Below are 26798 nucleotides of genomic sequence, written 5' to 3' on the forward strand. Positions count from 1 at the left end.
ACGCTTTCATAGAATGTGCTCAGTTATCTATGCATTATCTGCGCAGAAGCTTCTACGAAAAGCCCGTCTACGTGTAAAATGAGCCGCTTTTCCTCTCCTTTGGGATTGCACATGTGGTTTAAGAATTTACAAGTTTTCCGTCTTCCAGCCCCTTGGAAAGTCGATGTTGAACAATTGAATATGCAATTGGCATCACAATCTTTCGCCAATACGGGCTCAGGTGACATGCAAAGTGAAGGCTGGGCATCGCCACGCAATGATGAGCGCCTAGTGCATAGCGTAAATCAACAATTGCTTTTGGTTCTACAAACTGAAAAGAAGCTGCTGCCGTCGTCCGTCATCAATCAAGTGACTAAAGCGCGCGCCAAAGAATTAGAAGAGCAACAAGGCTTTGCTCCTGGCCGCAAAGCGATGAAAGATTTAAAAGAACGCGTCACGGATGAACTACTACCACGCGCTTTTTCCATTACACGCCAAACTTGGGTATGGATAGATCCAGTGAACGGTTGGTTGGTGATTGATAGTTCCAGCCCAAGCAAGGCAGATGAAGTGATTAAATTGCTACTAAAATGCGACAAAATCCCTATGGAAAGTTTGCGTACCAAAGTGTCACCGCAAACGGCCATGACGGACTGGCTAGCCGGTAACGAAGCGCCTAAGGGTTTCACGATAGATCAAGACACCGAATTGCGCGCCCACACCGAAGACAAAGCCACCGTGCGTTATGTACGCCATTCAATCGATCCCGATGACGTCCAACGCCATATCGCCGCAGGCAAACAATGCACCAAGTTAGCCATGACTTGGGATGACAAAATCTCCTTTGTGCTCTCAGAAAATCTCGCGATCAAACGCATTAAGCCTTTGGATATTTTGAATGAAGATAAAGATCAACGCACAGCGGATGAAAATGAACGCTTTGATGCGGACTTCTTGCTGATGACCTCAGAATTGGCAAAGATGATAGATGACATCGTGTATTCATTGGGCGGCCAACTGGAAGATCCTTTGGCAGCGTAAGGTAAAACCAGACTCCAAATTGAAAATGCCAGCATGTGCTGGCATTTTTTTTCTGCCCCATCTATTTTGTACAGACGAAAAAAAACGCGCCTTAGCGCGTTTTTTTCTTACAACTTGGCGGAGCGGACGGGGCTCGAACCCGCGACCCCCGGCGTGACAGGCCGGTATTCTAACCAACTGAACTACCACTCCGTTTTATAAACGAATCTGCTTTTGCAGCTATTTGATGGTGGGTGCTGAGAGGCTCGAACTCCCGACCTACGCCTTGTAAGGGCGCCGCTCTACCAACTGAGCTAAGCACCCATATTGCCAAACTTGACAACTTGCTTAGTTCAAATAGCTGTTTGCTGTGTCATCAGCAACGACAGAAACAAGATTATAGGCACATTTCTAAAATATGTCTAGGCCTCGCTCGACTTTTCCTGTTTTTTTCTGAAAAATAAATTCACCCAGACATAATCTCAATGCAAAATCATAGGTTTGGGTCGTGTTCAGGACCATGCACGATAGCAATTTCCACGATGCCTTGCTTGATCGCGGCGGAGAAATCTTTTTCTAAATCGGGCAAAGCTTGTTGATACGGTGCCAACAAGCTGAGCAAACCATAGGCTCGATTGCGGCCATTCACTTTTCCTAAATAGAGCGCCATATCAGCAAGCTGCATGGCTTTTTCCCAGTTACAGCTGTCCTCTGGTATGCCTGAAAACGGTAAAGAAATATAACCTGCGCTGACCGTGACGGGAATTCGCTTATCACCAATCACAATAGGGGTCGCACCTATCGTATGCAACACCCGCTGAACCATAGGCGTTAATTGCGAGGGTTTAGTTTTTGGCGCAAAAATAAGAAACTCCTCCCCGCCCCAACGCAGACACATATCCGTATCGCGAACTGCACTACTTAAACGTTTAGCCACTTCCACTAACACCTGGTCGCCCGCAGCATGACCCCAAGTATCATTGATATGCTTAAAATAATCGATATCCATAATCATGAGGCAATCTGGACCATTGTCGTCTTCTTCACGACGATCTTCCGCCATCCGCAGCTCACGCTGCTGCATCAATTCTAAGAAAGAACGACGATTAAAAAGTCCCGTTAATGGATCGCGCACTGAATGGAATTCCAATTGCTGATTAACTTCCTCAAGCTTGGTATTGGTTTGTTTCACTTTGCGATACAGCATATAAATGAATAGGCCTACCAGAATCGTGACCATAGCCCCCAGCAAGCTGACAATTTGTTGTAGGCGACTATTTTTTATATCGATATCTTTGACTTCATTTTCACGTGCAAGAAGTTCAATTTGTTTTTTACGCTGATCGGCATCGAATTGCTCCTGCAAAGTAGCGACCGTTTTCGCTCTATCAGTTCGAAATAATTCGTTGCTAATTTTTTGCTGCTCACGCGTGTACGCTAATGCTTCTTTATACATTTTAAGATTCTCGTACATGCGGCTAACCTCACCGACAGTCGCTTCGATATCCGCTTTATCGCCAAATTCTCGCGATTGCTGCAAAACCGGATTTAAATATTCCATCGCTTGTGCAATTTTCCCTTGCCCCCCTAGGGCAAAACCAAGATTAGCTTTAGCGTTACTAATGGAAGCGGCATCTTGCATGGTTTCTGCCTTTATTAATGCCTTACGGGCGACGGCTTCTGCTTTGGAGAAATTCTGTGTACGCAAATGAGCGTCGGCCATATTACTCAAAATTAGCGCTTCCATTTTGGGCAAATTAGCATCTTGCGCAGCTTTCAATGAGCGCTCATAAGCGACGAGTGATTCGGGATAACGTTTCAAATCACCCAGCGCCATAGCTTGACTTAAACGTAAACTGGCGATGATGCGTGGCGAATCAACTTGCGCAACCAAACTCAAGGCTTCACCAGTGACAATCAAAGTCTGTTCTGGATTTTGCATCGTCAGATATAAACTAGCCAAGGTTTGCAAGCGACGAATTTTAGAAATCAATTTTTTTTGCGGCAACCGTTCGGTCAATTGCAATGCCGTCAAATAGTAGCGCAGGGCTAACTCAAACTTACTCGCTGCATGATAAACAGAGCCGTAAGCCAGCTCTAAGCGTATTAAATTGTCCGGTCGAACAGAATCTTTGACATCCTTGGCAATCAAATCTAACTGGGCGATCGCTTGATCAAATTTTCCTTCATCACGCAATTTGAAGATGGCTGGGATCTGGAGCAAGGCGATGACTTCCTTGTCTTTTTTTGCAGTAGCCAATTTTAGAATTTCGGCTTGCATAAGATCACCCGACGCCACATCACCCGCGTCATAATAGGCTGAGGATAACTCGCGTAGGGTATCTATTTTTAGGTAGTAGTCAGTGTGCAGATTGAACTGTGCATACAGTTCTTTGAGTTGCTTTAAGGCGGCCTGATTGTCTTTTTCTGACAGGATTTGAATTGTTTCTAAGCGCGCCATATCCGTAGCGACATCGGCGAGCACATTACACGATAAGCAAAACAGACAAGCTGTAGCAAGACACTTGATGGTATTTACATTCGGTAGTGACATAAATATACCTTTATCTCGCCAGATTGAAGTCGCTCAATTGAAACCACTAAACAATCGTTGCAATACAGAAATATGAATTTATCTTAACACCAAATAGCTTTAGAAAAGTATCTATCCAAGCACAAAATAAATACAAAAATCATCACCCCTGTAACGCATCAGGTATATAAATCTTAGACATAGGGATAGCGCTCTCCATGACGATACTCAGCGCCAATTGAGGGTCAATCAACCCCTTGCTCGCGAACAAAATTTCTTGGATTGCGACACCGAATACGACAGGCCAATCTGCGGGAGATTTAGAAAAACTTTGCGCCAGTGGGAATAATTTAGGCCATAAGAAACTCACATAATTAAACGGCGTCTCTTTAGCTTGATGCTCGACTGGCGTGCGTGGCAAGCCGAATGCGTCACTACCTAAAGTATCAGTGACGTGTTTGAAAATGTCGTGCAGGTCAATCAACTGCTGCAAACCCAATTTCTGGGTCGCTCCAGAAGCCAAAGACCATACTGAATAGCGACTCTCGGCCAAAGGTTTATTAAGCAAATCACCAAAATAATAGGTCACGCCGTTTTGCTTGCTATTGACGACGATGAATACTTCTTTTTCAGGACGACCTTGTTGCACCACAAAAGTCTCGCGCACACTAATCTGACAAGCATAGCCTGCTAACGCACCTAAAGCACTTAATAGGGATTCAAGATGTATGCCATTTTCTGCGGACATGGCGGCAAATAATTTGGAGGCGATTTCTTTCCCTCCTTTTTTGACGCCAAATAAGGGGTCTTGGCTTTGCTTGGCTTGATCGAGCGACGCACTCTCATCTTTTTGAATCTCGGCAATGGAGGATGACAAGCTTGGGCGCTGTGCTGCTGCACCGGGGGCGTCGGCTGCCTGACTAGGTGCATCACTAGGTGTATCACCGAACACCGCATCGACTAGCTTACTGAGCAAATTCTTAAGCACCAAGACTCCCATCATTGAATAGGCTGATAACTACACTTCTAACCGCTCATCCACTCACGATGAGCGCAAACTTGTGGAGCCAGCTTGTTAATTCGCTTACAGCATACGTAAACCACGGGTAAAGCGTACTTCAAATTTTACCTGATAGTCCAAGTAATTCGGAAACGCTGCTACAACAGTATGATTGCACAGCCCGACAGAAGTTATTTAAAAGCCCACAGTTTACTCCCGCCGAAGTTCCAGCAGAGTACCAAGCCTGTAGTCAGAATTTGGGCGTACCAATGCCACCAATGCCAATGTTCGACCAACAGCGTCATCAAGCCCAAATTGATACACCAACCAATGCCAAGCACGGTGAAATACTTACTAGCCGCTTCCATATGTGATTTGCCACTACGGAAAGTCAAAAAATAATTCAAGATGTAATTCACCACAGAGCCAAGCAAGTAACCAATGGCGGAACCGGTAACGGCGGGCGATTTATTCAATAAGCTCAATGACAACATCACGGCAATTTGTATGCTGGCGTATTGCACAGCAGTACCGGACAAACCAACGGCGGCGAATTGTATAAATTGACGGATAGGGAGATTTTTCATTAGAAGAAACGAGACTCAAATAGGAACGCAAAATTACCTGCTTTTCAATAAGCGATATTATAGCCGCAGCCATCAAACGGCCTTAGCAACGATGCGGCATCAGTTAAAATGAGAAAGATGTTCGCTAACGTTCACCAAATTGACGTAACCGGAGAAGTTTATGAGTGTAGAAGAACGTATCATCGATTTAGAAATTCGCTTGAGTCGGCAAGATGACTTGGTTGACACCTTAAATACCCAAGTCTATCAACAACAGAAGAAAATCGATGAATTAGAAAAACTCTGTGTGGCGCTAGCAGGACGCCTGCGTGAATTAGCGATCACCGCAAACCAAAGACAAAGCGCGGTGGATGAACGTCCGCCGCACTATTAAAGCAGTAAGTTGAGCCAAGTATTTCAAACAAGTGATCACACCACCCATGCGCCATCACGAAACACGACTTGCTCACCTAAAGTAACTGACTCGGTGACCGCAAAAACATCAACATGGTATTTACCATCGCCGCGTTTAAAATTTGGCTTACCGTAAATACCGTGTTTGGCGCCCAAGGATAAATGAATGCCGCACATACGTTCATAGGTGCCTATATCGCTGACCATACGTTCACGATTAAATGTGCGATTAAGACCAAAACCTAGCTCACGCACCCATACTACCGATTCATCGGCTTTAATTTGCGCTATCACTTCGTCAAAAGCTGGGGTGGAATCAATCACATCGACTACCTGACCTTGTGCTATCACCAAGGTAATCGGCTGTGGCGGCTTATTCACCGAAAAACTGGTGTCGCCAAATACAAAAATACGCACACGGCCATTCACTGCCAGTAAATCTTTTGCTTCAGTAAATACTTCGCCGATAGGAAATTGACCACCCCAGTTTTTCATATCGCTGTAATCACCGATATTGAGCTTGGCATCTTCAAAAGGTGAGGCGTACACCAATTGCGCACCTTCCCCGCTATCGATCATGCCGTTAGGAGCTTGATCGATCAAACGCTTTAAACCACGCCCTACACCACGGTAATAATCGATATCGTAAGCCAGCGCATCTATGTAGGCCAAGGCTTGCTCACCCGGCATACGTCCCAAATGCGGATGTTCAATCACTTTCAAATCACGCTTAAATAATTCAACCCGAATACGGTAAGCATCCATACGGAAATTGGTCGATTGCACTAGCACGACTAAATCACCCGCAACCAAATCCTTAAAACTGTTCAACACTTGTTCTGGCGTATTCAGATCAAAATCAATAAAGGTCGCGTCTGGCAAACAATGGCGGTAAGCCTGCGTCAATGCCATGGATAAATCCGTACGAAGATCAAACACCACCACCGCGGCATGAGCCGAAGGATGCTGAAAGCACCAATGCAACACGTCACCTAAATGGCGGCTTGCAGTCGCTATTGCGGAATCGGGTAAAGGAATTACCGGAGCGGGGTTAGCCTCTAATGCAGGCGAATTGATACTGATGTGCTCACTAGCTAGGCTAGCGAAAGAAGTGGTATTTGTCATAGTGCATAGCGATCGGAAACGGTACAGAATTTTCTGGTACGTATCGAAAATTCAATGACTAAGTTGCTTAAAACTAAATTGCTTAAAACTGAGTCGTTTAAAACCTGATCGCTTAAAAAATGGAAGCTTAGCAGTACTAGCTTAGGCCTAAGCCTCCATTTTATCGGAACACGGTAGGATACTTACAAATACTTTCTTATCCCACCGTGAGATACATCAAATAATTCATTTTTCCATACGCTCAGGTCGACCATCTTGCATTCCTCCCTGCATGCGCCCGTGCATACGCGCTTGCATTCTGTGCTGCATTGCGCGCTGCATCCCATGACGCATACGTTGGTGGCTGTCATCAAAGATTTTTTGCTGCTCTGGTGTTAATACAGCATAAAAAGTTTTTAATGCGTCTAGATGTTTTTGCATCTGTGCCAGATGTTCTTTAGAACGCTCCAACATTTTTTCCATTCTTGCTGGGGTAGAGAGTCCTTCCATTGCTTTTCTGTCAGCGTGCATTTTTTCACCACGCTCCATCATGGCCGGTTTGCTCGCATCGATAAAGGTTTTCCAAGCCGCTTCTTGCCCTGCGGTGATCTTCAACTTATCGTGCATCATGTTGTGATGCTTTTCCATGCCTACCTTCATTTTTTCCATCATCTTGGCCTGATCCATAGGCGGACGAGGTGGTGGGCTTTGTTGTGCAAACACCGATGAGGCAAGACTCAGTGAAATTATGGTCAAGCCAAGGTATAAATTATTTCTTATCGATTTCATGATGGTATCCTTTAAGTTTTACATGCATAAAGAGCTTAGTGGGTTCTATGTGCATTGCACATGACTCAATATTGCGCTTCAAATGTAAGCTGGAAGTGACAATCTGAGTTCGCTATGTATCGACCTGTAACATCGATCTGTAACCCGCAATACCAATGTAGAACTAAATACTAGGCGGCATGTGTCGTATTGTTTCAATCTAAATTTATGATAACAAGTCGATACAAATTCAGGCGCCCAGCGACTAGCTCTTATCAGATAATAGAATCATGGATATGCAAAATACTGTTTTAATTGTTGACGATGACCGAGAAATTCGCAGCTTGCTAGCGGATTATCTGGAAACACACGGCTACACAACCTTGATGGCGGCCGATGGTCACGCCATGTGGAGCGCATTGGAAAAAAATCCGGTACATCTACTGGTACTCGATTTGAACTTGCCAGGCGAAGATGGACTCACTCTGTGTCGTAATTTACGCGCCAAATCAAATCTGCCAGTCATTATGCTGACCGCCCGTGGCGAACCTTTGGATAGAATTCTAGGCTTAGAAATGGGTGCCGATGATTACCTGCCCAAACCATTTGAGCCACGCGAACTGTTAGCCAGAATTCGTAGCGTACTACGCCGCACCCAAAGCAATGGTGGTGGCGAGCATGATGAAAGTCCCAAAAAATTGCGTTTCGGGGAATGGACACTGGATTTGGTGGCACGTCATCTAATCAGTCCCGATGAACGTGTGATCGCATTGTCAGGTTCTGAGTATCGTTTGCTCAATATCTTTTTGGAGCAGCCGAATACGGTACTCAATCGTGATCAGTTATTGAATATGACACAAGGGCGTGATGCCGACCCGTTTGATCGTTCCATCGATATTCAAATTAGTCGCTTGCGCCAAAAACTGGGTGAGGATGCTCGTTCGCCGCAAATTATTAAAACTGTACGCAATGGTGGCTATGTCCTATCGGTCAATGTCAGCGCCGAAAATCACTAGCTCGCACTCGATTCGTACCTGAATAACTCGCCCATTATGAGACGCCTCAATCGCCGCTTTGATACTATTTCTGCCCGCATCTTCTCGGTGCTCCTATTCGGGATCATTTGTTCGGCAGCATTAACTTGGTGGCTGGCGTTTGGCGAACGTCAAAATACCATCAGTAATGAGCGAAATAATTATCGTGCTGATCGCGCCAAACATGCAGAACAATTGATACAGGCAATTGATGCCCTGCCCGCCGCGAATCGTGAGGGTCTATTAAAAGCCATCCATCGCTTTGGATTAAAAGTGGCCCCCGTTCCCGCCAATGTACCTGACTACAAGGCGAGTACACCTTACGGTATCGCACTCAGTGAGCGCCTAGGCAAATCATTCAAAATTATTCCACTGCCACCCGCACCAGAGAACTGCCTGATGCGTCCAGATGACCGCGGCCCTGCTGAAGCCTGCGAAGCACTCATTTTTGTATTGAATGATGGTAGCGGTTTACACCAAACGATTTTTCCTGCACGCCCACCCAACGCACCAATACAACCGGAAACCTACTTTTATCTCGGCCTATTTTTAGCTTGTATCGCGGGGTTGGCGCTGTTCGTTTCGCGCATGACCATACGCCCTTTACAACAACTAGCGCAAGCCGCCACGGACTTAGGCCAAGACATTAACCGCCCAGCCTTGGAAGAACATGGCCCTAAAGAAATTCGGCAAGCCACACGTGCCTTTAACTCTATGCAACTGAGGATACGTGATCACATCCAACAACGCACACAAATGTTGGCGGCAATTACCCACGATTTACAAACACCTTTGACGCGCTTACGTTTGCGCTTAGAAAAAGTGAATGATCAAGAGTTGCACGACAAGCTGGTAGGTGATTTATCCAGCATGCAAATGATGGTCAAAGAAGGTTTAGATCTAGCACGCAGCATGGATAGCAATGAAGCATTGCAGGCTTTAGATATCGACTCTTTACTCGACAGTATTTGTACCGATGCCAGCGATGCTGGACATGCTGTCAGCTTACGCGACAAATCAAAAGCGACTGTCATGGCAAGGCCGCAGGCTTTGCGTCGTTGTCTCAATAATTTGGTCGACAATGCGATCAAATACGGACACAGCGCCAACATCTATTTACAACAAAGCACCGAGGCGAAACAGCAATGGCTGCATATTTGCGTGCGCGATCAAGGCAATGGAATTCCGGTAGATCAACAAGCGCGCGTGTTTGAACCTTTTTATCGTATGGAAACCTCACGCTCACGCGAAACTGGCGGCACGGGTCTAGGATTGACGATAGCGCTCAATATTGCGCGTCAACACAATGGCCAATTGAGTTTAAGCAATTTGCCAGAAGGTGGTTTAGAGGTGCGTTTAAGTTTGCCTGTCAAAACAAGCTAGTTTCAAATCAGCCCAAACCAACCCAAGAGCGCACCGATTACCAAGAGCCACAACAAATGTAATCGGGTGCGCCATACGACGATGGCGGACAATGCCGTTACACACCAAAGTGGCCAATCTGCACGCCAATTACTGTGGGCACTGGCCATAATCCAACCTGTCGCGACCAACAAACCTATCACTACTGGCGCCATGCCGAGCTTAAAACTCTTCACCGCAATTAACTCACGATTCTTGTGACTCCAATTGGCGAAGCATAGGGTCAAAGTCGCGCTCGGCAAAATGATGCCCGTCATCGCCACCAATACACCTAACAAGCCACCCCATAGGCTTCCCGTGTTTACACCGACATGCCATCCCATCAGCGCAACAAATAAGACATTCGGTCCTGGTGCCGCCTGCGCCAAAGCCACAGAGGCATTAAATTGAGATTCAGAAATCCAATGCTGCTGCATCGCCAAATAACGATGCATATCGGGCAAAGTCGATACCGCACCACCGACCGACAACAAAGACAGCAAAGTAAAATGCAAAAACAATTGACACCAATCTAGCCAAGTCATGGTCAAAGCCAACTGACTCATCTCATGCATCGTCATCTCCGCGAGGAGTTGCCTGCAGCGATTGATCTTGCTTCAGTTGTCGATAGACAAGCAAGGAGCTGGCACCGCCCAAGAGCGACAAAATCAGCACTAAAGGTAGGCGTAGCAAGGCGATACTAATAAAACACACGCTCACTATCAGCGCACATAAACGCCAGCCTGAAGGATGTTTTTTTAACGCGGGGATCAAACGCAAACCACTCGCCATTATCATGCCCGCCGCAACCGCACTCATGCCACGCAAAGCGCCCGCAACACCAGCATGTGTCGCCACTTGCGAATACAGAATCGCCAATAACAATAACAAGATGAGTGGAAACGTCAGCATACCAGCGAGCGCGCACAAAGCGCCGCGCAATCCAAAAAAGCGATTGCCAATAATCATGGCAAGGTTAACGACATTTGGTCCGGGCATAACTTGCGCTACCGCCCATTCCTCGACAAATTCGGCAGCCGTCATCCATTGTTTTTTATCGACTAACTCACGCTGAACGATGGCGACAACGCCACCGAAACCCTGCATCGCAAGTGCGGTAAATGACCAAAATAATTCAGACAAAGAGGCGGGTTGCGGTCGCGCTTGAAGTGGACGCAGCGCCTCCGAAGTTGCGGCAGAATCCGATAACTCAGACGAAATGGGCGAGTCGGGCGGAACTGGAGTTGACATCACACAAGCTATCTGGTCTAGCTAGGCTTGTGATGTTGGCGAATACGCGCCCGCCATTCACCAATTGCCGCGAGTGCGGCTTGAAACTCACGTTCTATCAAATCAGCTTCGACGTTAGTAATGACGCGATCCAACATGGCTTCCGACACCGCTTCAGCTGCATTTCCCACTTGGCTCATCACACGACATACCGTTTGAGATAAATCGTCGTCGGTAAATTCTTGCGGTTCCGGCACCAAGAACCCAGCCATACCATGCCGCGCTAAAAACGCATGAATCGGTAACAAAGCATCTTTCACACCGGCAGCCTGACAAAGGCTAATAATCGCCGAAGTTTCTTCAAATGATGGATAGTGGGTTTCTATTCCCGGCGCTAACTTATTCCGCAATACATTAACGGACATTTGCATTTTGGCCGCTAGAGCATCCAAACCACCGGGATAAGCACGTGCCACTTTATATAAAGCATCGTGTTGGTTCATATCGGAATATCGACGTGTCATAAAATTATTTTCTTTCTGTGCGATCTGAGTTATTAAGCTATCGAACTAACAAGCTAGTATCAGCTCAAATGGTAGATTAAATGCGTGGCTTAAATGCGTGGATTAAATGCTTAGCTTAAACACATACATTAAACGACCGATTGTACCGAAGCGTTACGCTGGGTCAAGAGGCGCAACCAACGATCTGCGCCGTCCGCATCACTTACTACCAGTGCGAAATCGGTTACTGTACGAGCGGCACGCTCCAATAGCTGAATGTCGGCTTCATGCTGACGCGCTACGTGTGGGTCTTCGAGAAACAGAATACGCCGGATTTTTTTGTCCAATACCAATTCAGCGATCTGCGCATCGCCCCCCATCGGTCCCGATAAAAACGGCTGCGCCCATGCTCGCCCAGCCGCTTCACCTTTTATTTTCTGTGCCAATTGATTCAACAAAGCCCCTGTCGTCCCAGTCGCATAGCGATGAGCGAATTGATCCAGCAAAGCAAAGTGCTTTTCGGCGATCTGCAACATGTTTTGTTTCAAGGCATCGTGGGCAATCAGTGCAATGCTTTCGCCACCTAAATCAAATCCAAAATCCTCAGATAATGATGCATGCCGAGCACCCACAGCCGTCGCCTCTAATTCCAGCCACTCACAGGCACCGGCCAAAGTGGATAAATACGGTTTTTTATGGATAACACATTGACGCTTCAATGCCAAGGCTTCCGGAAAAATGGACGAGTGATCCACAGGATCAATCAGATAAATCACCGCATCGACCGAATTATCTGGATCTCGATTCACCACATGTGCGACCAACTTCATCAAGCCACCATCGCGCCCATAAGGAAATCGTATGTACGGCGTACAAATCGTTTGTAATCCATGGCTATGAATAGCATCCAAAGTCCTCCCCACCACAACCCATTCAATATCCAGTGCTTGTAGCGCCAAGCGTGCGCGCGTAAACAATTGCACCAAGGCAGAATTGGCGGCATCCTGATGGGCACGATTGGCAATCAAGCCAATTCGCAAACGACGGCGAGTTTCGTAGTGAGCCGCAGTATTTGGCGAATTGGTTTGACTAAAATGTGAATTCACAATAGGCGCTTTCGTAAGAATAAAAGCGGTCATCGCTAACCGCAAAAGAACGAATATCTGATTTATGTACGGTGATGGAATTCTTCACACCAGCCCAACAGTTGCTCTCCACGCATAGGATGAGCAAAGTAATAACCTTGAATATCGTCACATCCCATCTGACGTAAAGTGTTTAAAGTTTCTTCGTGCTCGACACCTTCAGCCACCACCGACAAAGAAAAATTATGTGCTAGGTCGATAATACTTTGCACAATTTGCTTATCCTGCTGCGAATTACTCATCCCTTGGACGAATAATTTGTCGATTTTCAACTCATCAATGGGGAAGCGCCGTAAATACGCCAACGAAGAATAACCGGTACCAAAATCATCAATCGAAAGACGAAAACCCAAACGTTTCAATTCAAATAGTAAAGCGGTGGTATGTTCTATATCGTGAATGAAGGCACTCTCCGTGACTTCCAGACCTATCGCACTGGCGGGCATATTCCAGACATTCAGGCATCGTTCCAACATTTTCGGCAACTGCGGTAAGGCCAGGAGTCGCGCCGACAAATTGATCCAAACCACAACATGCAAACCCTTTTTTTCCCAACTCGCGACTTCTTGCAACACCTTATTAAATACTTGCATGGTCAATTGTTCGATCAAGCCATACTGCTCAGCGACATCAATCAATAAATTAGTCGCCAACACTTGTGCATGATCAACTGGCCAGCGCACCAAGGCTTCCACTGACTTAATCCGCTGCGAGCGCAAATCAACCTTAGGTTGATAACGCATTTCAAGCGCATTGTCATCAAGCACGGCTTTAATCGCTTGTGGTAAATCATCAGGACGACTACGCTGATCCCTTTGTATCTGTGCCATCTCGAAACGCAGATTATTCAATTGAGCGTTTTTCTTGGCCTGATCCGCAATTCTTACCAATTCATACGAATTTTCCGCATGCAAAGGGGCGCAAGCAATACCGATAGTGGGATGAAAAAAGATCGTTTGCGATTCTATCGTCAAAGGTGAACTTAAAGCCGCGAGCAAGCGATGTACCGCTAATACCGCCAATGCTTCCGAGGATAAATTAGGTAAAAGAAACCAACATTCGTTTTCGGTGGCAAAAACAAAGCGATCTTTATCCCGTAAACTAGGGTAAACACATTCGCAAAAATGTTGCTGAACAATCTGTGCATAATGTGTTTGCAATAAGGCCTGTATCCTATCGGAACGCTGCAAAGACACGATCAACAATGCCATCACATGCTGCTCATTCACTTTACCTAATTCCACATCCACCAGATGCATAAAATCACTTAAATGCGGTACTAATGCGTTTTTTTCCCGAGTGATCATCGCCGCTCTTATCCCTTGTAAAAATCATGACAGACCAAGCCATAGGCACCATCTGGTAGTCCGCGCATAATGCTGATGCGCGCACTGCCTTGCTGCTCACTGAGTCGCCCTACATTCTGCTGCATAAGATCAAACATCACTGGTTTTTCTAATAGCGCCTGATCGGGCGTAGTCAATAACAGCACTTTAGGATCAAGTCGCTTTAATTTATTATGTTCCAACACTATCGCCACTTCGCCCGTGGTGAGCTGAATTAAACTCCCAACCGGGAAAATACCAATAGCCTGCACAAACTCTTCAACCAAAGGCGCGTGCAACTGCCCCTCTGCCATCTTAAATAACTCTTTCATCGCATCAAATGAAGAACGCGTTGCACCATAAGGACGCGCAGATGTCATCGCCGCAAAGCTATCGGCAATCGCCGCCATCCGCCCGAAAATACTAATTTCAGCACCCGCCAAACCACGTGGATAACCGCTGCCATCCATGCGTTCATGATGCTCGTTAATCCCTGATCTGACATTTTGACTTAGCGGTTCCTGCTCTTCCAGTAATTGAATACTGGCATCCACATGCCGCCGCATGATGCTTGCCTCTTCTAAAGAGAGTTTGGCCGGCTTTTGCAATACGGCGGAGGGAATCTCCAATTTGCCAATATCGAGTAACAAGCCGATAAAACCTAGTTCGATCAACTGCTGTTTAGAAAAACCAATATGACGTCCCAAGGTCAACATATACACAGCTACTTTTAAAGCGTGCGACACCACCCCCATATTTTCGGAACGCATGCGCAGTAACCACATCAAGGCCGAAGGATTGGAAATCACGCTATCAGACAGTAACTGCACGGTTGGCAGCACTTCCTTCAACTCCAAAGACTGCATATTTTGTAAATCAAGTTGCAGCTTCTTGATCAAGGCATCGGTTTGTTCAACCACGACACGCGCACGAGATAATTCCTCCGCCATGGTCATCTGATCACGGTAGTGAACTAGGTGTATTTCATCCGGCACATAATCTGGACGACGACGCGTTCTCTGTTGCTTAGCTCGAGTCCATAAAGAGCGATGCAAATGACGTCCATGCTCGCTCCAACGCAGCCAACGTCCCCACCAATTGAGATGGGTCAGACTCGCATCACGTGGCTCCATGCCTTGCATTTTGACGGCAAACTGTCGCAATACCTCGGTGTGCGTTTTGTTTAAAGTACTGAAAGATTGATCAAATTGATCGTTCAGTACTTCTTGTTCAAAGCGGGCGAAGTCCGTCCCCGGATGGCTGGATGCTTTGGTCTTATGGGGGTGCAGGGTTTTCTTTGTAGCGTGATGCCGAGCGCGTTGAGCATGCGCATAATCTGATTTGGTAAACTTACGGTGCAACCAACTCACTACTCGCTCTAATTGATTTTGTTGCTGATCCAGAACACCCCTTAGCTCAGTCGACGATCTTGGTGCCCTCAATTTAATGGGCGCTTCCAGCGCTTTAACTTCATACAGAATATCAAAGGGCAAATGCAATAAAGCATGTGAACTACTACGACGCGGGTCAATCACTAATTCTTTAACTAAACCACGTAATGTTTGCAGGTCTAAGGTATCAGTCAATAAAAAGCCTTGCAGCAAAAACGGCGTTTGCACCCAAGGCCTGTCCAATTCGGTAACAAACATTCCCAGACGTAAATCATCAACGCGGATACGTAAGGATTCACATAATTGATGCGTCTTATTTAACACGGAATGTACACTTTAATTACCAAGTATGAAAAAAAGAAAATCTGCTTAAGCTTATAGCTATGCAGACTTGTATTTTCATATCATAACGAGTTTCTACTCACTCGCGGTATGTCGCTGAAAAAAAACCCGCAAATTGCGGGTTTTTTTTCGTTTTTTTCCTACAGAAAAACTGTAAGCATCGAATCAAGGTTTCTCATCCATCGCTGGCAACACCTGTACCTGCAGAGAACTGAGCTTGCTACCACCACGATATAAGCGGTGATTGGCTTTAATGAAATCACTTTCTTTGGCCTCAAAAATATTATCGACAAATTTCTGAGGGTTGCGATCAATAAATGGGAACCAAGACGACTGTACTTGTATCATGATGCGATGACCACGTTGAAAAGTGTGCATTACATCATTAATCGCGAACTTCACCTTAGTAGGCTCATTTGGCACAAAAGCTTTAGGGTGCTCAAAACTATCGCGGAAACGAGCGCGGAAAGGCTCGCCACGGACTAAAGTCTGTTGAGCACCACGATTAGGCTCACCCGGCACAACATCCATTTTGTTGGGATTAACATCAATTAATTTCACCACGAAATCGGCATCACTACCGGTAGTACTGACGAACAAAGAAGCTTCTAAAGGTCCGGCAAACGTGACATCGCGATCCAAGACCTCTGTTTGATAAGTCAACACATCAGGACGGCTGCTAGCGAAACGCTGATCTGCCGCGACATATTGATTACTCCAGCGATTGGTGATTTCAGTGGTGTAAGGCACCGGTTTAGCGGGATCACTCACATACTCATCATAGGCGCCCTCGCCCGCTTTTGGCATCTCAAAACTCAGCTTGCCGCCCTCATTGAAATACAGGGATTTGGTTTGTGTATTAGCTGGTGGCCATGAATCAAAACCGCGCCAACGATTGGCCCCTGTTTCAAACACCCAGGCTTCTGGCAAGGCTGGTTTATCACCGCCTTTCAAATGATGCTTAAAGAAAGCGAATTCTATTGGTTGATAGGTGTACGCGGTTTTAAAACCAAAATTTGTGTCACCAATTTTTTCACCGGTCGTGCTAGTCCAGCCGCCATGCACCCACGGACCTATCACCAAGGTATTGCTGATACCAGGATTATTTTTTTCTATCGCTTTATAAGTCTGCAAGGGACCGTATAAATCTTCTGTGTCATACCAGCCACCTACGGTCATCACCGCCGCTTTAATATTTTTTAAGTGCGGTAATAAATTCTTCGCTTGCCAATAGCTGTCGTAATTAGGGTGCTGAGTTAGCTCATTCCAAAATGGAATACCATTTTTCAGATACTTTGTGTTTGCATTGGATAAAGGACCGAGCTCTAAGAAAAATTGATACGCATCGGGTGTGCCCCAATTAAAAGGTGGCTCATTATTCACGTCAGTTGGCGCGGGTCTTGGCTTTCCAAATCCGCTAAAAAAGCTAAATGCCAATTGCACGTTGAAGGCACCATTTCTATGCATATCATCGCCACGGAACCAATCTGCAATCGGCGCTTGTGGAGATACTGCTTTTAACGCTGGATGCGAATCAATCGCACCCGCAGAAGTATAAAATCCCGGATAAGAAATACCCCATTGACCGACTTTGCCATTATTACCGGGCAAATTTTTAATCATCCAGTCAATACTATCGTAGGTATCGCTACTTTCATCAATATCGTTCTTACCCATTTTTTTGTCGATATGAGGACGCATGTTGACGAACTCACCTTCCGACATATTTTTCCCACGCACATCTTGAAAGGCAAAAATAAAACCTTCTTTTTCGTACTGCTCTGTTGGCCCTAGGCGGGTTTTGTATTTATCCGTGCCATACGGTGCGACGGTGTAAGGTGTGCGTACCAATAAAATCGGATAGCGCTTCGTTGCACTGGCATCGTTTGGCACATAAATAGATGTGAACAAGAGCTTGCCATCACGCGCAGGAATACGATATTCAAATTTAGTGTAGTTTTTACGAATATAGTCAGCGCGCTGGGCGGCTAAATCTTTTTCGTCTGCGGCATTGACTGTCACGCTATTCGTACTGCCTGTCACAGCAGCACTCGCTTGCATACTGCCGAATGCGGTCAACATGAGTGAAACAAATAATAGACTAGGTAAACGAGCGTTCATAGAACAGCTACCTTTCAAAGAATTTTCATGGAGATGGTGTCACCTAACGCGCTCGATATTTCTCATGCGCGGTATGCATATACGAAGATGAGACTTAAGACGGACTGAAAAGTTCCAGTTTTTTGGCTGCTTATTGATGTACTTGCTGATGTGCTTATTGATCTACTTAATCCTGTTCAGGATTGTAATCAGGTATTTCAGCATCGACTTGAACCAAGGCATCCGGGCCTTTATCACGTGCTTTTTGCAACGCACCCAGTGCTCGCGCCAAAACTTTGTCCGCCACATCGCCAGGGGCATTGGGTGTTAAGCCTGTGCAAAAGCTAACTTGAAGGCCGTCGCCAATGTCATTCCAATCATAAGCCTGTAAATTTTCTTTAATACGCCGTATCGCGACCATGCTTTGATCCAACCAAGTGGTCGGCATCACAATGGCAAATTCCGTCGCACCTATGCGGCCGAAGGAATCCAGACTGCGCAGTACCTGAATTGCTTCTTGCGTCACCACTTGCAAGACTCGCTTAGTGACGTCCTGCCCATACTGCTCCATAATGTCAGGCAAGCGATCGATACCGATCAAAGCAACCGTAAACGTATGTCCGGTGCGCTTAGAACGCTGCAGTTCACCATCCAAACGCTCTAACAAAGTATTGCGATTGAGAGCTCCCGTCAGATGATCATGAGTCGCCAATGTTTGTAGATGCGACATGACTGCCTCTAACTTGGGCAACACTTGCTCTTTCGTATTTCCTTCTTTAATGTGCGCAATTGCCTCTAACAATTGTTGCTGCACAAAGGGTATGGTCTGTTTGGTATTTCTTGCCATCGTGAAGTTGTTCAGATAAGTTAGTTCAATAAATAGTATGCGAGACAAGCGTGACACATAAATGACCAACGAGGCTAAGGCTTGACACTACCCAGTCTACAATAGCTACTTTACCACCTTGTTAAACTAGAGCAAGTTTCCATGACGCTTTTGTCGTTTTCTTCACCGCTACAACCCATAGTCAGTACTTTTTTTCCAGATATTCATTTATGGATAAAACGCGACGACCTATTACACCCCAGTGTATCGGGTAACAAATTTCGCAAATTAAAATATAACCTGATGCTGGCGGAAGAACGCCGTCCCACCTTAATTTCCATGGGAGGAGCTTGGTCTAATCACTTACATGCTTTGGCACACGCAGCCCAATTATTAGACTTGAATTCTATCGGACTGGTGCGAGGCTTACGTCCAAGCTCATATGTGGGCCAAATGCCTTTAAATGCAACGCTACAAGATTGCCAATCCGCGGGTATGCAACTTCAATTTGTTTCACGTGAGGATTACCGCCTATTGCGTGAAGATAAGAACGCTTGGCAGCGCTGGGTAGCAAAGGACCATGACAATTATTTATGGTTACCGGAAGGAGGTAGTAATGCGTTAGCCATCAAAGGCGTAGCAGAGTTAATCGAGGAAATAAGATTGGCATTGAACGGACTTCCCGACACCATAATGCTTGCGTGCGGTACGGGCGCAACGCTGGCTGGTGTATTGGCGGGCTTGGGTGGTCAAGGGCGAGTGATCGGTATCGCAGCAGTCAGCAATGCCGACTATTTGCGCCAGCAAGTCCAGCAACTACTGCTTGAAGCGGGATACCCAGCCTACCAAAATTTTGATATTTTGCTGGATTTTACCCATGGTGGCTTTGCCAAAACCACACCTGCTTTATTAGAATTTTGCGCGCAATTTTCTCATGCGACACAGATACCTATTGAACCAGTTTACACGGGAAAAATGCTGTACGCATTGAGAGACTTATGCAAAACCGGAAGACTCGCTAAAGGCGAACAAATGGTCGCCATTCATACTGGTGGTCTGCAAGGTCTCCGAGGTTTCCAGAGTTTCAGTGCAGATCAATAGCGATGTTCATCCACCAGATGTTTATTAAAACTGTACTTACTTCCACCTTGCAAAATATCCACCATTTTTTTGGGGTTGGCGGCAGAAATAAATACATCCGCAACGCCATCCTTCACCCGAAATTTGGTCGCAGGACTCAAAATATTATTGGGTCTAATCATCAAGTGACGGATGACGCGCGCCTTCTCACTACAAATCAAGAAGTGGCACTCTTTTTTAAAATTAGCCAGTGGAATATTGAGCCACCAGCCTTCATCGCTGACATATCGTACTAATTGCGAAAACTGCGTATTACTCTCGTTCAAAATAGCCGAACGCAAGGACTCATTGGCTATTTGTATGGCTTCTGACTTATTCATAATCGATCGATTCAAAATAAAAAAGGGCGATATGCTCGCCCTTTTTGTTCACCTATATTAGCCACTACTCAAATTTTCACAAAGTATGACTATTACTTGGTATCACTTCGTATTACTTTGTATTATTTACCCCAATACGATAAGTATTTGGCGCGAAAATCATTAGAAGGATCAAACATATCTTTTTGTCCGCCATCGTAAGTAATATTTTGCAAGGTGACTAAATGCAAGGGTGCATTATAACCACTAGGACTCGCTTTTGAGAAAGCACGATTCATTTCATCGACGATTTGCCATCCATGCAAAGATAAAGGCTCTGGCACGCTAGCCACTTGCAACTCACTTTTACGAATACGTTTGTAGGCATGAGGAGAACCATCACCAGCCGAGATACCACGCAATTTATTCGCGTCGACCATTTTCTCGATTTCTGGTTTATCCATCATATCAAAGTAGACATCATTGACTGCGATGACATGTGTCCATTTATTGCCGTTACGCTTGACCAAAGACTCAATCATACTTGGAAATTTTTTACGAGACTCTGCGACAGGCAAATCTTCCACACTCAAAATGCGGCAAGCATCGCATTGGCGCAAAGCTTCTACAATAGCGCCCGACTTGGTCGCCATATAAGGGGTTGAAGTATCGGTGAAGACCACAATACCCGCTTTATTACTGGATTCAGTCGCACCAAATAACGCGGCAATTTGCGCTGCTTCCTTAGGGTCGGTGGTGATATTAGTAAACAGGCCTGGTGCCGCACCAGCTTTAACGCTGGCGTGCCAACCAACTACGGGGACTTTAGCTTCTTCCGCTGCGTTCAAGCCTTTTACCTGACTTGCCGCATCTACGCCCGCCAGCACAATTCCATTGGGTTTCATGTCCAGCGCTTGTTTCACAACACCTGCGCCTTGATTGCATTGACCACGGCAGTCTATCGACAATACTTGCCAACCCGTTCCCGCGGCCGCTTCTTTAATGCCGTTGAACACACCATAAATCCCTGCATCACTCATGTCGTGCGCAATAAAAACGATTTTTTTATCTTTTTGCAATTGGGGACCAGAAGTAGGGCCTTCCCATTTTGATTTTAATGCAGATGCCTTCGCAACTTTGGCGTTGGCAGCACTCACGAACTGCATGCTGTTCTGCTGAGCGTAGGCTCCAGCAGTGATAAAACAAGTCGCGAATAATAACGCTAGTAAGCTTTTACTTTGAACAGTAGTCATAAATCCGGATTAGTCAGAGTGATCGAAAACCGCTAAACAGATATATTCAAAACTTGCACTTGGATATATGAAGAATAGCAAACGCTGAAAGATTATCGTAGAAAGAGGTACAGTGCAAATAAAGACGAGCAACTTCGTAATGAACTGTATGCTTTTGACTGCAATCTAGTGTGGATTGATTGCAAAGAGCAAAATTTGCCTAATTTTTGCACACCGAAGATGCGCTAGCCACAAAAAAATACCTGCCCTTACTTAGTTACTTAGTTAGTAAGCGGCAGGTAACAGAAAATGTCGTGAATTGAAGAATTTGGCTATAAGTTACTTCGAAGTTACTGCGAGGTCACTCCGAAGTCACTAAGATTTAACGTGCATCTGGCGCTGGCACATTGGCAGGTCGATTCGCTGTGCTGGCCGAACTTGCGCTTGAAGTTGAGCTTGCGGAAACGCTAGATGCTGCACTCGGCATCGCTCCTAATTCCACAGTGCCAGACTTTGCTGACGGTGTAGCAGGCTTAGCGGACGGTGCAGTATTAGCGCTGGTCGATACCTTAGAGTCTGGCACTACCGCGTGGGAACGCATAATACCGGCGCCTAGAGCGGACAACATTAGACCAAACACGACCAACACGGCGCCTAATTTCAAAAATGTTTTCATCATATTCTCCTTCTATTTAATGTATTTAGGTCGAATTAGGCGTGCGCCATTGATCCAGTGCGTGCGGGGCCGCGTAACAAAGAAACGGTCCACAATAAGTATTTTCCAAAACCGACTACCGTCAAGCGTGTCAACCAGAGGCAGAACAAAAGCAAACCAGTCGCACTAAACAACAAAGCTATCCCATAAAAGAAGTGCCTTGTTTCCATCCGATTTTTAATATGTATCGTCCCTGGTTTAGAGTCTGAACGGAAGACCACGCCGTCGCTACCATCAGCTCTAACATCAGTGCTTACCTCTGGTACATGGATCAATGAATCTGATTTTCCTTTATTCACTTGAACGCCAGACTCGCTGATATCCACCGTCACGCTGCCCATATGTGAGTGTCGAAAACTACGTGATTCCTGGTGATATGAATGACTATGATGACCAGGCAAGGTGAACTCCATAGCAGGTACGCCCGACAGACTGCCAGCGATCATCACCGTAGAACTCAAATACAATGCCATTGAAGCTACATAGGCACAAAACAAAAAGACACCATACAAAACCGCAGGAATCAACATAAAGAAATTAAAGATCACGACACCAATCAAGGCGATAAAAAAGCCAAAAATATTACCGGGACCGAAGTTTCCTTTCAAATTCCGAAACCTAGTATTCGCTCTCTGTTGCGCTGCAACTAGACGTGGGTTCGCTAATTTTTGCGATATGTCTGCTTCACTCAAACCTTGAGCTAATCCGTCCTGAAATTTTTGTTGATAAGTCATCAGCGTCGCGTCGATCACCGATTGTGGCAGTCCTTGCAATTCACTTTGCAAGGTATTCATATATTCTGTTCTGTTCATGGCATTCATCCCCTAATGGCATCGTCAAAATTTGTGCGTTAGTGCATGGTGACACTGTAATGAGATGCGCAACGAATACCTATCGCATAGCGACATAGTGCGAATTTTTATGGATAGATGGCAAATACGGGCGACGAGAAGAAAATTGATGACCCAGTTATTCTTGAAAAACCCAACCAGATTATAGTGAGCCAGCCGAATGGTGCTGCGCCAACCAGCGCTCTAAAATAACGCCAGCATCGCGCTCAAGATGCAAACCTAATTTTGTTCTACGCCACAAAATATCTTGTGCGGTTTGGGCAAACTCATGCTTGAGTAAATATTCGATTTCACAAGGATACAGACCTGGCAACACAGGGGCTCCCAAATCAGATTCTGTGGCACAGCCCTCCAAAATAGTATGAATATGGGTACCATAGCTGCTGGCTAAGCGCTCTACCCACGCCTGTGGAGCCCACGCATATCGTTTGCAGCAGGCTTGAATAAAGTCCTGCCGGTGCAGCACATTCTGATTGTCTGCTGTGGGCGACAATAAATCACCGCCGGGTAACAAAGTGGCTTTCGTCCATGCTTTCGCTGAGCAAGAAAGCGCCCCAGAGATTAAACTCAATGCGTCTTCTGCCAAACGACGGTAAGTCGTGATCTTGCCACCAAAAACATGCAATATGGGGGCATTACTAGTATCAAACTCCAGACGGTAGTCACGGGTTACGGATTTGCTATCGGATCGTCCATCATCGGCCAATGGTCGAACACCTGCGTAAGACCACACCACATCTTTTATCGAAATTTGCTGTTCGAAATATTGATTGCTAAGTCCGCATAAATAAACGACTTCTTCTTTACTAATCTCGGCCTTAAATTGCTCAGGCGCGCCAAGATAGTCTAGGTCGGTGGTGCCTATCAAGGTGTAATCTTTTTCATACGGAATCGCAAACACGATACGACCATCAGGATGTTGGAAAATATAGGCATGCGAATGAGTAAACAAGCGATTAACGACGATATGACTTCCTTTTACTAGACGTATTTTTTGTTGAGCTGTATTTGGAGCATTAGGAGCATTGGAAACACTGGTTTGCGATGCGCTGAGATGCGATCGATTCTGCAAATCGGCGACCCAAGCCCCCGTTGCATTCACCACGCAAGCGGCATCAACTTCAATTGACGCCGTTTGAACGTATCCGTCACGAGGATGTTCAGCGGCATTTAATTGTTGGCTAAGACGAGCTATCCAACGTCCATCGCGAGCTTCCAAATGATCGCAACGGGTACGAGTCAAAATCTGGGCACCTCTTTGCTGAGCATCCATCACATTTAAGACTACGAGTCGGGCGTCATCTACCCAAGCATCTGAATACAAAAAGCCATGCTGCAATTCCGGCTTCAAACCACGCCCGACCTCACTCTCTTGCAAAAGACAGGACTCGCTTCCTGGTAACAAATCGCGCCGTGCTAGATGATCATAGAGAAACAAGCCAGCGCGCAATACCCAGCGTGGTCGCAGTCCTTTGACATAGGGCATGACAAAACGCATGGGGCGAATTAACTGAGGCGCAATACGCATCAAGTCTTCTCGCTCTTGCAGCGCTTTACGGACTAAAGAAAATTCATAGTATTCAAGATATCGCAAACCACCATGAATCAATTTAGAAGACGCGGACGACGTATGCGCAGCCAAATCATCTTTTTCGCACAAAATGACTTTTAATCCTCGGCCAGCGGCATCCCTAGCGATACCGGCACCATTAATCCCTCCGCCAATAACCAATAAATCACAATGCAATTGTGTACAGAATGACGAAGTTTCTTGATTCATAGATAAGAATTACCTTGATTTAACGCAAAGATTGACGATGCATCCCAATTTCCACACAAGTCCTATGGGAATATTTACTAATAGCGCAACCACCAGAAAAATTTTAAAGTATGTCGAAATGCAACAGAAATTTGCTTTTTCAAAACGTCCGCCAACTATAACTAGTTTTTTTAGGTTTTCGGACAAATTTCGATTGTCATTTACAAGTAAAGTTGATAGTTTATTAGGTGAGAGAATAAATATATGAGGATTTGTAGCACGTAAATTAAGTAACATAAATCAACTACCGCAAGGAGGAGACACAATATGGCTAACCCGAATGTTGCATCATCAGAAGGTATGACCAAAGAAGAACGAAAAGTTATTTTCGCATCGTCATTAGGAACTGTATTTGAATGGTATGACTTTACCTTTATGGCACGCTCGCTGCCGTGATCGGTAAAAAATTCTTTACCGCACTTGACCCCAACTCACAAATGATCTTTTCCTTGCTGGCATTTGCAGCAGGATTTATCGTTCGTCCATTTGGTGCGCTGGTGTTTGGTCGCTTAGGTGACATGATTGGTCGTAAATATACCTTCTTGGTGACGATCGTCATCATGGGCGGTTCGACCTTTATCGTGGGCTGCTTACCCGGCTATGAAATGATAGGTATTGCCGCACCGGTTCTATTGATCGCCCTGCGTATGTTGCAAGGTTTGGCCTTAGGTGGCGAATATGGTGGTGCCGCGACTTATGTGGCAGAACATTCACCAGCCAATAAACGCGGCTTCTTCACTTCTTGGATTCAAACTACCGCAACACTAGGTTTGTTTTTATCCTTATTGGTGATCTTAGGTGCGAGAACTGCGGTCGGTGAAGAACAATTTGCTGATTGGGGCTGGCGTATTCCATTCTGGGTATCAGCGTTGTTACTGATTATCTCCGTATGGATTCGTATGTCCATGAATGAATCTCCTGCTTTCGCCAAAATGAAATCAGAAGGCAAAGTTTCCAAAGCGCCATTGACTGAATCTTTCGGTAAATGGAGTAATTTGAAAATTGTTATTCTGGCTTTAATTGGCTTAACAGCAGGTCAAGCAGTGGTCTGGTACACAGGTCAGTTCTACGCCCTCTTCTTCTTGACGAACACCTTGAAAGTAGACAATGCAACAGCGAATCTGATGATCGCCGCATCCTTGATCATTGGTACACCGTTCTTCGTTATTTTCGGTGCTTTGTCAGACAAAATTGGTCGCAAGCCCATCATTATGGCAGGCTGCTTGATTGCGGCATTGACTTACTTCCCGCTGTTTAAAGCTCTGACAGAAGCAGCGAATCCAGCTTTGGCAGCAGCGCAAACCGCAAACAAAATCGTCGTCACCGCCGATCCGGCCGAATGCTCTTTCCAATTCAATCCAACTGGTACGAAAAAATTCACCAGCTCTTGCGATATTGCGAAACAAGTATTGGCGGCAAACTCTGCCAGCTATGAAACAGTAGAAGGTAGTGGTCCAGCCAAAATCGCGATTGGCGCAACGGTCATCGAGTCCTACTCGTCTGACGGCTTACCGGCTGCTGATGCGAAAGCAAAAGACACAGCATTCAAAAAATCAGTAGTTGACGCCTTACGTGCTGCGGGTTACCCAGCGAAAGCTGATCCTGCGGGTCTCAATAAACCGATGATAGTCTTAATTCTGTCTATCTTAGTGATCTACGTAACCATGGTATATGGCCCTATCGCTGCGATGCTAGTAGAGATGTTCCCAACTCGTATTCGCTACACGTCCATGTCACTCCCATATCATATTGGTAATGGTTGGTTTGGTGGTTTGTTGCCTGCCACTGGGGTGGCGATCGTGGCACAAACCGGTAATATGTACAACGGCTTGTGGTATCCAATCATTGTTGCATCGGCCACTTTCGTTATTGGTATGTTGTTTGTGAAAGAGACTAAAGATGTCGATATCTACGCTAATGATTAAGCTATCACTAGCAACTTAAAGCTTAATTCACAGCACAAAAAAAACGCTCAATCAGAAATGATTGAGCGTTTTTTTATAGGGGCTTAAAAACTTAATGCGCTCGACGCTCTTCCATTCATCCTGCACATGCTAAGCA

23 protein-coding genes, 2 tRNA genes and 1 pseudogene are annotated in these 26798 nt (G+C 45.7%); 6 read left to right on the plus strand and 20 right to left on the minus strand.

Translation table 11 applies throughout. The annotated features are described in order from the left end of the window. Window positions 1–111: 111 nt before the first annotated feature. Window positions 112–1020 (plus strand): recombination-associated protein RdgC, encoded by a 909-nt coding sequence (locus tag ACFFJH_RS03920; protein ID WP_390210276.1) that lies wholly within the window; start codon window positions 112–114, stop codon window positions 1018–1020. A 115-nt stretch (window positions 1021–1135) separates the two neighbouring features. On the opposite strand, the gene ACFFJH_RS03925 is transcribed toward ACFFJH_RS03920, so the two are convergent. The 5 genes from ACFFJH_RS03925 to ACFFJH_RS03945 all read right to left on the minus strand — a co-directional run bounded on the left by ACFFJH_RS03925 (window position 1136) and on the right by ACFFJH_RS03945 (window position 5119). Beyond that, window positions 1136–1212, minus strand: a tRNA-Asp gene (locus ACFFJH_RS03925). A gap of 35 nt (window positions 1213–1247) precedes the next feature. Then, window positions 1248–1323, minus strand: a tRNA-Val gene (locus ACFFJH_RS03930). A 169-nt stretch (window positions 1324–1492) separates the two neighbouring features. Then, a complete protein-coding gene (locus ACFFJH_RS03935) occupies window positions 1493–3553 on the minus strand; it encodes a tetratricopeptide repeat-containing diguanylate cyclase (RefSeq protein WP_390210207.1) in 2061 nt (686 codons plus the stop codon). Between the two features lie 142 nt (window positions 3554–3695). Beyond that, window positions 3696–4520 carry a hypothetical protein gene (locus tag ACFFJH_RS03940; protein ID WP_390210209.1) on the minus strand — a complete coding sequence of 275 codons (825 nt, stop codon included), beginning with the start codon at window positions 4518–4520 and terminating at the stop codon, window positions 3696–3698. A 203-nt stretch (window positions 4521–4723) separates the two neighbouring features. After that, window positions 4724–5119: a GtrA family protein gene (locus ACFFJH_RS03945; protein ID WP_390210210.1), complete on the minus strand. Its 396-nt coding sequence runs from the start codon at window positions 5117–5119 to the stop codon at window positions 4724–4726. Between the two features lie 160 nt (window positions 5120–5279). Here ACFFJH_RS03945 and ACFFJH_RS03950 point away from each other — a divergent pair, with 160 nt between their 5' ends. Continuing rightward, window positions 5280–5492 (plus strand): SlyX family protein, encoded by a 213-nt coding sequence (locus ACFFJH_RS03950; RefSeq protein WP_390210212.1) that lies wholly within the window; start codon window positions 5280–5282, stop codon window positions 5490–5492. Window positions 5493–5527: 35 nt separating this feature from the next. Here the strand turns inward: ACFFJH_RS03950 and ACFFJH_RS03955 are convergent, their stop codons facing one another. Beyond that, window positions 5528–6637, minus strand: a complete 1110-nt coding sequence (locus ACFFJH_RS03955; protein WP_390210214.1) for a M29 family metallopeptidase — start codon at window positions 6635–6637, stop codon at window positions 5528–5530. 225 nt (window positions 6638–6862) lie between these two features. Next, complete coding sequence (locus ACFFJH_RS03960; RefSeq protein ID WP_390210215.1) at window positions 6863–7405, minus strand: Spy/CpxP family protein refolding chaperone; 543 nt, start codon at window positions 7403–7405, stop codon at window positions 6863–6865. Between the two features lie 269 nt (window positions 7406–7674). On the opposite strand from ACFFJH_RS03960, the gene ACFFJH_RS03965 reads away from it, so the two are divergent. Both ACFFJH_RS03965 and ACFFJH_RS03970 read left to right on the plus strand, forming a co-directional pair. Further along, window positions 7675–8400, plus strand: coding sequence for a response regulator (locus tag ACFFJH_RS03965; RefSeq protein ID WP_390210216.1), 726 nt, complete (start codon window positions 7675–7677; stop codon window positions 8398–8400). A 36-nt stretch (window positions 8401–8436) separates the two neighbouring features. After that, window positions 8437–9801, plus strand: a complete 1365-nt coding sequence (locus tag ACFFJH_RS03970; protein ID WP_390210217.1) for an ATP-binding protein — start codon at window positions 8437–8439, stop codon at window positions 9799–9801. A 2-nt stretch (window positions 9802–9803) separates the two neighbouring features. Here the strand turns inward: ACFFJH_RS03970 and ACFFJH_RS03975 are convergent, their stop codons facing one another. From ACFFJH_RS03975 to ACFFJH_RS04010, 8 genes are all read right to left on the minus strand, one after another. Then, window positions 9804–10394 (minus strand): chromate transporter, encoded by a 591-nt coding sequence (locus tag ACFFJH_RS03975; protein ID WP_390210219.1) that lies wholly within the window; start codon window positions 10392–10394, stop codon window positions 9804–9806. Continuing rightward, window positions 10387–11070, minus strand: a complete 684-nt coding sequence (locus ACFFJH_RS03980; protein ID WP_390210221.1) for a chromate transporter — start codon at window positions 11068–11070, stop codon at window positions 10387–10389. Before ACFFJH_RS03980 ends, ACFFJH_RS03975 begins: the two co-directional genes overlap by 8 nt. A 17-nt stretch (window positions 11071–11087) precedes the next feature. Continuing rightward, the gene (locus ACFFJH_RS03985; RefSeq protein WP_390210223.1) at window positions 11088–11573 is read right to left on the minus strand and encodes a phage regulatory CII family protein; all 486 of its coding nucleotides are present in this window, start codon (window positions 11571–11573) and stop codon (window positions 11088–11090) included. A 128-nt stretch (window positions 11574–11701) separates the two neighbouring features. After that, window positions 11702–12592 carry a methylglyoxal synthase gene (locus ACFFJH_RS03990; protein WP_390210278.1) on the minus strand — a complete coding sequence of 297 codons (891 nt, stop codon included), beginning with the start codon at window positions 12590–12592 and terminating at the stop codon, window positions 11702–11704. A gap of 128 nt (window positions 12593–12720) precedes the next feature. After that, window positions 12721–14004: a putative bifunctional diguanylate cyclase/phosphodiesterase gene (locus tag ACFFJH_RS03995; protein WP_390210225.1), complete on the minus strand. Its 1284-nt coding sequence runs from the start codon at window positions 14002–14004 to the stop codon at window positions 12721–12723. Window positions 14005–14012: 8 nt separating this feature from the next. Further along, on the minus strand, window positions 14013–15737 hold the full coding sequence (locus tag ACFFJH_RS04000) for an HD-GYP domain-containing protein (RefSeq protein ID WP_390210226.1): 1725 nt from the start codon (window positions 15735–15737) through the stop codon (window positions 14013–14015). A gap of 183 nt (window positions 15738–15920) precedes the next feature. After that, the gene (locus tag ACFFJH_RS04005) at window positions 15921–17876 is read right to left on the minus strand and encodes a CocE/NonD family hydrolase (protein ID WP_390210228.1); all 1956 of its coding nucleotides are present in this window, start codon (window positions 17874–17876) and stop codon (window positions 15921–15923) included. A gap of 166 nt (window positions 17877–18042) precedes the next feature. Beyond that, window positions 18043–18702 carry a GGDEF domain-containing protein gene (locus ACFFJH_RS04010; protein ID WP_390210229.1) on the minus strand — a complete coding sequence of 220 codons (660 nt, stop codon included), beginning with the start codon at window positions 18700–18702 and terminating at the stop codon, window positions 18043–18045. A 141-nt stretch (window positions 18703–18843) separates the two neighbouring features. Here ACFFJH_RS04010 and ACFFJH_RS04015 point away from each other — a divergent pair, with 141 nt between their 5' ends. Then, a complete protein-coding gene (locus ACFFJH_RS04015; protein WP_390210231.1) occupies window positions 18844–19782 on the plus strand; it encodes a 1-aminocyclopropane-1-carboxylate deaminase/D-cysteine desulfhydrase in 939 nt (312 codons plus the stop codon). Here ACFFJH_RS04015 and ACFFJH_RS04020 read toward each other — a convergent pair. The 5 genes from ACFFJH_RS04020 to glpD all read right to left on the minus strand — a co-directional run bounded on the left by ACFFJH_RS04020 (window position 19776) and on the right by glpD (window position 24698). After that, a complete protein-coding gene (locus tag ACFFJH_RS04020) occupies window positions 19776–20141 on the minus strand; it encodes a hypothetical protein (RefSeq protein WP_390210233.1) in 366 nt (121 codons plus the stop codon). The two genes, ACFFJH_RS04015 and ACFFJH_RS04020, sit on opposite strands and share 7 nt — an antisense overlap. 122 nt (window positions 20142–20263) lie before the next feature. Then, window positions 20264–21286 (minus strand): substrate-binding domain-containing protein, encoded by a 1023-nt coding sequence (locus ACFFJH_RS04025; protein ID WP_390210234.1) that lies wholly within the window; start codon window positions 21284–21286, stop codon window positions 20264–20266. A gap of 448 nt (window positions 21287–21734) precedes the next feature. After that, complete coding sequence (locus ACFFJH_RS04030) at window positions 21735–22031, minus strand: hypothetical protein (protein WP_390210235.1); 297 nt, start codon at window positions 22029–22031, stop codon at window positions 21735–21737. A 32-nt stretch (window positions 22032–22063) separates the two neighbouring features. Beyond that, on the minus strand, window positions 22064–22879 hold the full coding sequence (locus tag ACFFJH_RS04035; RefSeq protein WP_390210237.1) for a DUF1700 domain-containing protein: 816 nt from the start codon (window positions 22877–22879) through the stop codon (window positions 22064–22066). A gap of 181 nt (window positions 22880–23060) precedes the next feature. Then, entirely contained in the window at window positions 23061–24698 is a 1638-nt protein-coding gene (gene glpD / locus ACFFJH_RS04040; RefSeq protein WP_390210238.1) for a glycerol-3-phosphate dehydrogenase, read from the minus strand. A 339-nt stretch (window positions 24699–25037) separates the two neighbouring features. Between glpD and ACFFJH_RS04045 the strand changes: the two are divergent. Further along, window positions 25038–26662: pseudogene (locus ACFFJH_RS04045) on the plus strand (MFS transporter). Window positions 26663–26798 lie beyond the last annotated feature (136 nt).

The sequence above is a fragment of the Affinundibacterium danionis genome (assembly GCF_042432465.1).
GTDB lineage: Bacteria > Pseudomonadota > Gammaproteobacteria > Burkholderiales > Burkholderiaceae_D > Undibacterium > Undibacterium danionis.